The organism is Aquimarina rhabdastrellae (genome assembly GCA_947387485.1).
GTDB lineage: Bacteria > Bacteroidota > Bacteroidia > Flavobacteriales > Flavobacteriaceae > Aquimarina.
In genome coordinates, this window is sequence record CANDNT010000026.1 from 24,141 (window position 1) to 34,254 (window position 10,114).

The following is a 10,114-nucleotide window of genomic DNA, read 5'->3' on the forward strand; positions in this document are numbered from 1 at the left end:
TAAACTGTTGTGCTAGTATAACTATTTGTAATATGATGAAATAGTAAAAACCGATGTAATCCTCATATATCGTTAATTTTAATTTTCTTAATAATTTTTACTCTAGCTAAAAAACAAATAGCTTTGCAAAAATTTTTTTATGCATTTTATTCCTGAAGCTTTAGACGATTATGTTGTTGAGCATTCTGAAAAAGAACCTAAATTACTCCAACAACTCACACGAGAAACATATCAAAAAATATTACAACCTCGTATGCTTAGTGGTCATTATCAAGGTCGTATTTTAAGTATTTTGTCTAAATTAATTCGCCCAAAAAATATTTTGGAAATTGGTACCTATACAGGATACTCTGCATTATGTTTAGCCGAAGGGATGACCAAAGATGGGCAATTGCATACTATAGATATTAATGAAGAACTTTATGATTTTCAGCGTAAATATTTTGACTTATCTGACTATAGTTCACAAATTCATCAACATCTAGGTGATGCTACTCAAATCATTCCTGATTTGGGTGTAAATTTTGATTTGGTTTTTATCGATGCTGACAAACCTAATTACCCTACTTATTTTGATATCATCATAGATAAAATGAATCCTGGAGGAGTAATTCTTTCTGATAATGTTTTATGGAGTGGAAAAGTAATTCAAGAACTCAAAAAAGATGACATTTCTACCGAAGCTTTATTACGTTATAATAAACTTTTGGCCAATGATCCTAGAATAGAAACTGTTTTATTACCTGTTAGAGACGGATTAACTATTTCTAGAGTATTATAAAAACATAAGGCGTAGTATTTAACTACGCCTTTCTTTTATGTTGTTCACTCCTATTCTTTTATTATTATTTTACCGCTTTTAATGCATCAATATTACCATATCCATAACTTCCGTCTTTGTTAGGGTAAAACTCTCCTGCGGTTTTTAATTTATTTAATACTTGAGAACGACTCCAAGTAGGGTTTCTAGACCATACTAAGGCTGCTATACCTGCTGTAGTTGCTGTCGCTATAGAAGAACCACCTACATAACTTCTAGTTCCTGTACGGAATCCTAATACTGGTACTGTACGGCTATTGTTACTATTTCTTTGCATCACAATAGTAAAATCAATTTTGCTTCCGCTATGACATACATCACAACGATCGTATTTTCCGTTATCTTTAATTCCTGTTACAGCTACAGTTTCACTCATATTAGCAGGAAATATTACACCAAACCAATTTGTAAATGATGTAGACGTACCTCCAGCTGCAATGATTAATTTTCCTCTACTATATGCATATTTAACTGCATCTTTAATATTTCCTATAGACCATGGATATCCTATAGACATAGAAATAATCTTAACATTACTATTATTTCCTAAACCTCTTAAAGCATTACTTACTCCTCTGCGCTCATCAGATCCATTTAACACTACATCTGAAGTTGCTCTATATACAATCAAATTACTGTTGTAAGCTACTCCTAAAGGCATTGCATCATCATTACGTGGCGAAGCTATTACAGATGACATAGATGTACCATGTCCACACTTATCATTTACACCATCGTTATTAAATGTTCCAAAACGTTGTACAGTACGCCCATTTGAATATCCATCATTAAAATCGCTATTCATTAAACGTTGATCTCCAGATAATCCTGTATCTATAACTCCCACTGTAATACCAGATCCAGTACTATATCCCCATGCACTAGGAATATTGTGTTTGTCAAAACTCCACGGCACCCATGAGTTAGGAGTAATTATTCTATAATCTGCTCCATTTATAGTCTGGTTACTTTCTCCGCAACCTGCCGAAGATCTAGTTTGATCATTTTCTAAATAAAAAGAGTATCCATTAGGCTCTATATAACGAATACCTTCTGTTTTTTGTAATGCAGCTATTGTTTCATATTTTGATATAGCTACCATCATATAATTTAATATTTCATCATCTTTTACAGTCATATCAGAACTCTTTATTTGCTCTTGATCTGCTATAACAGTTAAGATTTGATTTTTTGTATTTCTTAATTCTGGGGTTCTTTCTAAAGAAAAGCTTTCTCCTTCATTCCCAAAACCTATAGTTACATCATCTTTACTATGTACTATCGCACTCCATAATACCTGCGTAGGAGCTGTTGTCCAATCAACATCTCCTGTATTTTTTAGGCTTTCTTCTATAAATTTATTAACTTCATCTATAGATAAAAGTTTTTGTGTGTTTTGTACAATTTCTTGTTGATTTTCAATTCCTGAAACTTCATCCTGAGAACATGAAGCACATACCATAGCTAACCCTATGGCAAATAATCCTATTTTCTTCATTTAAATATAAATTTTGAGTTTGTGTTACCTAATAGTCACAAAGTGAGCGAAGTGAACTTATAATTTTACTACTTTTCAACTACGGCATGGCAATATAGTTAAGAGAAGGTTATTAATTTGTTAAAAAAATGTGAAATATTTACACACTACATAAAAAAACACATTAAATTATGTGAAAAACGTAATTTATTAACGTAAATACATAAAAAGAGAGGGGACAACATATGTTGTCCCCTCTCTTTTTATATCTTATAAGCTATTTACTTTTTACGCTTTACAGAACCCGAAAACTCTTCTATATCGTCTTTTACTTGTTTAATTTCACGTTGAAATTGTTCTGTAACATCCGAAGTTAGATTCGTATCTATTCCATGCTGTTCTGCACTCTTAGTAATTTCATGCTTGATTTCATTGGTAGCATTTCTTACCGTACGCATACCTTTACCTAACCCTCTTGCTATCTCTGGAATTTTATCTGCTCCAAAAACCATCACAAGAATAAATACTATAAAGGCTATCTCACCTCCACTAATGAATATAGGAATAAATGTTATCATATTATTGCAAATATACATACAATTTTAGCTATAAAAAAAGCCGACATCATGTCGGCTTTACTTTTTTAATTCATTATCTATTTCTATAATATTACTATAAAACCTTATTGAAACTTATATTTATTAATTCCAGATCGAATACATCTTAAGGGAGGCAGTATATAAAACAAAATAATATTCTTAAACTACCTTGTTTTATGTATGATTATTTATGGCGTTACAGACCTATATTATAATAATTTATAAAACCAATATAATAGCAATATTAAATATAAAGAATACAGTATATAAAATACAATTCTAGCTTTTGCACTACATAGTACCCCTCTAATCTTCTTATTCATTTCCATCGTTACAATTTTCATTTAACTTACTTTTCTTCTCCTTTTGTTTAATCGATTGTATGGGGTAATCGTTTATTATTATTTCCTATATTTTTCTTTTTTCCTAAATACCATATTCACTCTAAAACTTCCTTCTCCTCCATCTAGCTCATCAAAAAGAACATCTACATCATCCTTACCTATACTAGGGGTTACTGTAGAGGCATTATATGCATTAACATACTCAAATCCTAATACAGCCATTGCATTAAGTAAATCTGTTTGATTTCGCACTCTTAATTTATCTCCATCCTGCAGCAACTCCTCTAATTCTCGAAGCTGCTGCTTGTATAGAGACTTCTTGTAATCGATAATTATATTAATTCCTCCTAGTAGTTTAGTATTTTGTGATGTTATAATCACATATTCTGGTAATTCATCTACAGATATACTTGATGCTTTTACTACAGCTAATTGTTGTCCGTAACTGTATTGTTGTGATACCATCAATAGTACCGAAATAACCATTATTAATTTGAACTTCTTCATTTGTTTTATGATTTGAATTGATTTTAATTTGGATTTATTGTCTCAAAGCAAACCATAGTTTTAAATCATAAAACTATGGTCTAGAACTTTGATCTGTGCAAGCTTAACCTTTATTCCCTCTATGAGTCTTCCCCAAGTTCTCATACTTAACCCAAGCTTGATTGAGTTTGCAAACATAACAGGGTTCTAGTTCTGATTTAAGATTATCAACCACTTAGAAGTACTAAGTCAGGATTTAGTACTCTTTTCTTAAATCAGAACTTTGCTTATTTTTACTTAAACCTGTTCAAGTTTATATTTTGCAGGGGTCATTGCTACTATATCTTTAAATGCATTGTAGAAAGCACTTTTTGACTTAAAACCAGATTCTAATCCAATTCCTTCTATTGATAATTTGATTTCTGGATCTTTTAGTAGTGTTTTTGCTTTTTCAATTCTAAACTTATTTATATATCTATTAAAGTTTATCTCCAATTTTGAATTGATTGCATTAGAAATCTTTTTAGGATGAATATCTATCGCTTCCGATAAGTCTATAATGGTTAAATCTGTTTTGGTATAGATTTTTGAAGTCTCTATAAATGTCGTAGCTATCTCTATAATTTTCGTTTGCTCTTCTTCTAAATCACTTTCGTCATCTTTAACAACTAACTTTTTATCATCTTCAATTACACCTGATGGTTTTATTTCTTCAGTTATTTTCTGAGGTATAATCGAATATATTTTTTCTTGAAATAACCCTTGAATCCCTACCCAATACACTAAAATTAAATCAATGATTGAAAATATTACTTCTACCCATAAGTATTCTTTAAACAATATACTTTCAAAAGCCACCAAAATACTATACGTAAAAAAAATAATTAAAAAATTGCGAGTCCATATCAATTGCTTATTGAGTAAATCTGAATATTGATTTTCAAGTTTTTTTATATGTCTATTAAGTCCCTTAAGTACTTTATAAATAATAAACATATTGTAAAATATCCCGAAATACAAGAAAAGAATATAGCCTAATGAGTCTAATATGGCTACTTTTATTTCATCTGACTGGAAGTATATAAAAATACCTAAAAGTATCTCGACAAAACCTGGAATTAAGTATCTATATTCAATTTTTTCTTCATCAAGAATAGAAATCTTCTTTACATAAATATAAAATAATGGTGTCATTAAATATGTAAACGTAAGAGGTACTACATAAAGGTATCCATCTTCTGGTCTCCATATATACTCCATTGTAAAACATAAAGTTTCTACCCCATTGCAAATAAGAAAGAGAGCTAAAAATAGTGTTGGTTTTTTCTTTATAAAATAGAGATATAACATTATTCCTCCAAAGACAAAACTTTGAAAAAAATCGCTATAAGTAAGAAATTCGTAAATGTGTTGAGCTATGTTCAATCTATATTAAGATTTAAACACAAAAGTATATTTTTTTTTCATTTTTCCTTTATCATTTCTTCATATCCAGCACCTAACTCTTTCTTCTTAATCGTAATGTAATGTGCTGCCTTTTCTTGAAAAAACTCTAATAAATTTAATTTTTTATCACGACTCAATAGTTTACTATAATGAACATCATCTGTACAATAATAAACAAAATCAGTAATAAGCTCTTCTGGGATTTTTAATTCTTTAGTAAAAAATAATGAATCAAAAGCATGTTCTCCTTGATATACTTTTTGATCTAAAATTTCTAATTCTCTCATCTTTTTCAATCGCTTCAATCTTCCCGAAATCATATTTATTACTAAATCCAAAGGAACTAAGCCATTACTAGATCTTGCTGTATATAATCGACGCTGTGCTTGAGTTAATGGTTTCTTCTTAGATTGAGGTAACCCTAAATCCGTAGCTTGTAAAAATGGTTTAGGTTTAACACTTAAAATATCTTTATCTAGATTACCTGTTAACTTGATATTACTTATGGTTACTTCTTCTAATTCATTGACCTTTGGTAACAATACAATTTTAACTTCTTCTTTCTTTAAGTCTGCTTCCTTTACTTCTTTTTCATAAGCTTCAAATTGTACTGAAGAAAAATAAAGGTGATCTCCTATTGAAACTTTGAGTTCAAAATACCCCATTTCATCATTAACCGTTCCGATTCCTTTATCTAAATTTACAATGTTGATAGCAGCACCTTGAAGAGAATCAACCACAATTTTCCCTTTTAACAATTGTGTTTGTCCAAAAGACTGAAGTGCTAGTAAAAAAAATAATCCTAGTAATTTTTTATCCATCCCCTATCTAATTTATTTTCCTTTAATATTAAATACATACCATGATATCTGTTTAGAAAAACAGTATCATGATTATTAAAAAAAATAAATCTCCGGATGATTTACCAGATTTATTTAAACCACTTATAACTATTAGTTACATTAAATAAACCTTACTTATGATATAGCACAAAAAAAACACGAGCTACATTTTATAGACCGTGTTTAATATTCTTTGTTGCATTTAAGCAACTTATTTCTTTTTATATCGCTGACTTTGCTCTACTAAGAATTCTAATAACCTTAATTCATTTCCATCTTCTAAATAAGTTGCATCTAATCCATTACCTTCTGCAAAAAAGATAAATTCGTCTATTTTATCACTTTTAATTTTTAAGTTTTCTTTAAAAAAATGATCATTGTATAGATTTCTTATTTTACTATCAATATCCTGATTTTTCAGCTCTTTTTTAGCTTTACTCTTCTTCGATTTAACTACCAATTTAAATAAATTCACAAAGTTGATTCCATTAATCATATCATCTTTATCTAATATGATATTTTCCAGTGTTGGGTTATCACCTAATGCCCATTGGTCAATTCCTATTTGACGTTCATCAAGGTCTGGTTTAATCAAAGGATCAATTTTTATTTTTTGAATATCAACAGCTACATTACCTAATAAATCATAAGGTCTTACTACTACCTCTTCTAATTCATTAATAGTCTCATTTAAGAAAATGGTTATTCGTCTATTATCAATAATACTCTTATCTACAGCAATGGTTACTTTTTCATATTGCACCGCTATAATTTCTAATTTATCTCCTTCGGCCGCACTTATTTTAAACTCACCTTTTGCATTAGTTACTGTTCCTTTTTTCGAACTAATATTTAAAACAACAATACCTTCTACAATATCATCAATAGCAGCATTTACTTTACCATCAATTAGTACTCGTGATAAAGATTGAGCTTGTCCTATTGTTATAAAGAGAATCAGAAAAATATTTAATATTATGGTTTTCATGGTCGGGGATTTTTTTATTAAAAATACAATATTCTAACGTTAAAAAGAAAAGGTTCTATTATTTTTACATCAATTATTGATAATATATTACACACTAAAATTTGCACTAATGAAAAATTGTATCATTGCTAGTACTTCTACTATTCATGGAAGTGGTTATCTTGAATACTTATTAAACACACTTTCAGATTTTTACAAAAACATTTCTGAAATCATTTTCATTCCGTATGCTAGACCTAGTGGAATTTCTCATGATGAATATACTGAAATTGCGGCTAAAGCTTTTTCTAAAATAGATAAAAAAATTATTGGTTTACATACTTTTGAAAACCCTGTTGAAGCTATACAAAATGCACAAGCACTTTTTACAGGTGGAGGCAATACTTTTTTATTAGTTGACCAATTATATAGAAATGAATTAATTCCTGTTTTACAAGATCGCATCAAAAATGGAACACCTTATTTAGGTACTAGTGCTGGGAGCAATATATGTGGACTATCTATGAAAACTACTAATGATATGCCTATCATTTATCCCCCAAGTTTTAATACATTAGGCGTTGTTCCTTTTAACATCAATCCTCATTATCTAGATCCAGATCCTAATTCAACACATAAAGGAGAAACTAGAGAAACACGTATCAAAGAGTTTCATAAATTTAACACTATACCTGTAGTAGGTTTAAGAGAAGGTAGTTGGCTCGAAGTTAAGGAAAATGAGATTTTACTTAAAGGTAATCTTACTGCTCGAATTTTTGAACAACACAAATCTCCTTACGAAATTGATCCTAATTCATCTTTAGCACAACTTAATTAGTTTTTTATTTATGGATTATAGTAAAATCCTTGATACTATACAGCTTAAATTAAAAAATCATATTCCTACAGGAAAAGTGGCTACCTATATTCCCGAATTAGCAAAAATACCTGGAGACAAACTAGGTATGCATTTATATTGTATTAATTCTGGTCATTATAATTTTGGAGATGCACATGAGCGTTTTTCTATCCAAAGTATTTCTAAAGTTTTTAGTTTAACATTAGCTATGAATACCATCGGTAATGACGTTTTTAAAAGAGTAGATGTAGAGCCTTCTGGTAATCCATTTAACTCATTAATTCAATTAGAATATGAAAACGGAATTCCAAGAAACCCCTTTATTAACGCAGGAGCGCTGTTAATTGCTGATATTCTAGTCTCCCATTTAAAAAATCCTAAACAAGAATTATTGCAATTCATTCGCACTATCTCAGGTATTGATTCTATTACTTCTAATTCAACTGTAGCTAGCTCTGAAAAAAAGCACAGTAATAGAAACGCAGCTCTGCTACACCTCATGAAATCATTTGGAAATATAGAAAATGATATTGATAAAGTCTTAGACTTATATGTCTTCCAATGTGCTATTGAAATGTCTTGTCAAGAACTTGCTCAAGCTTTTATGCTCTATGCTAATGAAGGTGTTTCAATTCAAAACCAACAACAAATAATCGCAAAAAGAACTGTAAAACGTATTAATGCTATCATGCAGACATGTGGTTTCTATGATGAAGCTGGCGAATTCAGTTTCAGAGTTGGATTGCCTGGCAAAAGTGGTGTTGGCGGTGGTATCGTTGCTATCCACCCTAATCAATATAGTACAGCTGTATGGAGTCCTAAATTAAATCCTAAAGGAAATTCTGAATTAGGGATGATGGCTCTAGAAGAATTAACTACTCTTACAGGTTTATCTATATTTTAAAAATCAACTATATTATTAAATAAAAAAAGCTTCACTAAAATGTGAAGCTTTTGAGCGGGAGACCGGGTTCGAACCGGCGACATTCAGCTTGGAAGGCTGACGCTCTACCAACTGAGCTACTCCCGCGTTTGGTATTGCGGTTGCAAATATAATTGTATTTTGTTTATAAATCCAAGCTTTTTTAAAGTTTTTTATCGCAAAAACAACAATTAACTAACATTCAAATACTTAAACTTTTCAACGTTAATAACAAAGTCATTCGTCTTAATAAAAATGTAATTCATCGAAAGTTTCTATCATATTATCCGACCATTTCAATAGCAATGTACTATATTTTTATATCTTTACACTGTATTTTTAATACCCTAAAACCCAAAGGATAAAAGCCCTCAAAAGTTTTAAAATACGACAATGTACACCGAAACCCATTATGATATGAAATTAAATTTACTTTCAATTTTGTTCATTCTCATTGTAGCTTATACCTCACAAGCTCAAGTAAAAGTTGGCGAAAACCCAGATCAAATACACAATTCTTCTTTGTTAGAATTAGAAAGTGCTGATAAAGTTTTTGTACTATCTAGAGTTAATGACAATCAAATGAATCAAATTTCCCCTTTAGCTGGAGGTATGGTTTATAACACAGACCAAAATTGTGTTTTTCAATATAATGGTACCAATTGGGTATCACTTTGTAGTAATACAAATCCTAACGAAACCATAACATTTATATTGGATAATAATGATGGAACTTTTAGTTATACAAATGAAAATGGTGATACAACTATTATTGATAAAGCACAGTTAGTAGACAATAACAATGGTACTTTTACATTTATAAATGGAGCTACCTCTACTAACATTACTTTTAATGGTACTGATGATCAGCAATTAACGCTGGCTGCTGGAAATGTGCTTACTCTTGAAGATGGGGGAACGGTGAACTTAACGCCTTTCCTTGATAATACTGATGACCAAGCTATCACTGCTTCTTTAGATAATACTACTAATATCTTAACCATTACACTGGAAGATGGTGGAACACAAACTGTAGATTTCTCTACTATTCTTGCTGCTGCTGGTACTGATGATCAGCAATTAACGCTGGCTGCTGGAAATGTACTTACTCTTGAAGATGGGGGAACGGTGAACTTAACGCCTTTCCTTGATAATACTGATGACCAAGCTATCACTGCTTCTTTAGATAATACTACTAATATCTTAACTATTACTCTGGAAGATGGTGGAACGCAAACCATAGACTTCTCTACTGTGCTTGCTGCTGCGGGTACTGATGATCAAACTGTAGATCAATTCCAGTTTGATAATACTACTAGCGAGCTTTCTATCTCCGTTGAAGATGATGGCGT

General features: G+C 30.4%; 10 protein-coding genes and 1 tRNA gene. 4 read left to right on the forward strand and 7 right to left on the reverse strand.

What is annotated here, in order from left to right; genetic code table 11:
- Window positions 1-139: 139 nt before the first annotated feature.
- Window positions 140-781, forward strand: a complete 642-nt coding sequence (locus ACYEKI_RS20320) for an O-methyltransferase (protein WP_459213048.1) — start codon at window positions 140-142, stop codon at window positions 779-781.
- Between the two features lie 64 nt (window positions 782-845).
- On the opposite strand, the gene ACYEKI_RS20325 is transcribed toward ACYEKI_RS20320, so the two are convergent.
- The 6 genes from ACYEKI_RS20325 to ACYEKI_RS20350 all read right to left on the reverse strand — a co-directional run bounded on the left by ACYEKI_RS20325 (window position 846) and on the right by ACYEKI_RS20350 (window position 7,002).
- On the reverse strand, window positions 846-2,318 hold the full coding sequence (locus ACYEKI_RS20325; protein ID WP_459213049.1) for a S8 family peptidase: 1,473 nt from the start codon (window positions 2,316-2,318) through the stop codon (window positions 846-848).
- A gap of 260 nt (window positions 2,319-2,578) precedes the next feature.
- Window positions 2,579-2,875, reverse strand: a complete 297-nt coding sequence (locus ACYEKI_RS20330; protein ID WP_459213050.1) for a Sec-independent protein translocase subunit TatA/TatB — start codon at window positions 2,873-2,875, stop codon at window positions 2,579-2,581.
- Window positions 2,876-3,297: 422 nt separating this feature from the next.
- Window positions 3,298-3,747 (reverse strand): hypothetical protein, encoded by a 450-nt coding sequence (locus ACYEKI_RS20335; RefSeq protein WP_459213051.1) that lies wholly within the window; start codon window positions 3,745-3,747, stop codon window positions 3,298-3,300.
- A gap of 276 nt (window positions 3,748-4,023) precedes the next feature.
- Window positions 4,024-4,986: a helix-turn-helix domain-containing protein gene (locus tag ACYEKI_RS20340; RefSeq protein ID WP_459213052.1), complete on the reverse strand. Its 963-nt coding sequence runs from the start codon at window positions 4,984-4,986 to the stop codon at window positions 4,024-4,026.
- Window positions 4,987-5,189: 203 nt separating this feature from the next.
- A complete protein-coding gene (locus ACYEKI_RS20345; protein WP_459213053.1) occupies window positions 5,190-5,993 on the reverse strand; it encodes a carboxypeptidase-like regulatory domain-containing protein in 804 nt (267 codons plus the stop codon).
- A 232-nt stretch (window positions 5,994-6,225) separates the two neighbouring features.
- A complete protein-coding gene (locus tag ACYEKI_RS20350) occupies window positions 6,226-7,002 on the reverse strand; it encodes a carboxypeptidase-like regulatory domain-containing protein (RefSeq protein WP_459213054.1) in 777 nt (258 codons plus the stop codon).
- A 109-nt stretch (window positions 7,003-7,111) separates the two neighbouring features.
- On the opposite strand from ACYEKI_RS20350, the gene pepE reads away from it, so the two are divergent.
- On the forward strand, window positions 7,112-7,819 hold the full coding sequence (gene pepE / locus ACYEKI_RS20355) for a dipeptidase PepE (RefSeq protein ID WP_459213055.1): 708 nt from the start codon (window positions 7,112-7,114) through the stop codon (window positions 7,817-7,819).
- Window positions 7,820-7,829: 10 nt separating this feature from the next.
- Complete coding sequence (locus tag ACYEKI_RS20360) at window positions 7,830-8,744, forward strand: glutaminase (protein WP_459213056.1); 915 nt, start codon at window positions 7,830-7,832, stop codon at window positions 8,742-8,744.
- Between the two features lie 53 nt (window positions 8,745-8,797).
- Here the strand turns inward: ACYEKI_RS20360 and ACYEKI_RS20365 are convergent.
- Window positions 8,798-8,870, reverse strand: a tRNA-Gly gene (locus ACYEKI_RS20365).
- Window positions 8,871-9,179: 309 nt separating this feature from the next.
- Between ACYEKI_RS20365 and ACYEKI_RS20370 the strand changes: the two genes are divergently transcribed.
- A partial coding sequence (locus ACYEKI_RS20370; protein WP_459213057.1) for a hypothetical protein occupies window positions 9,180-10,114 on the forward strand: 935 nt, incomplete at its 3' end.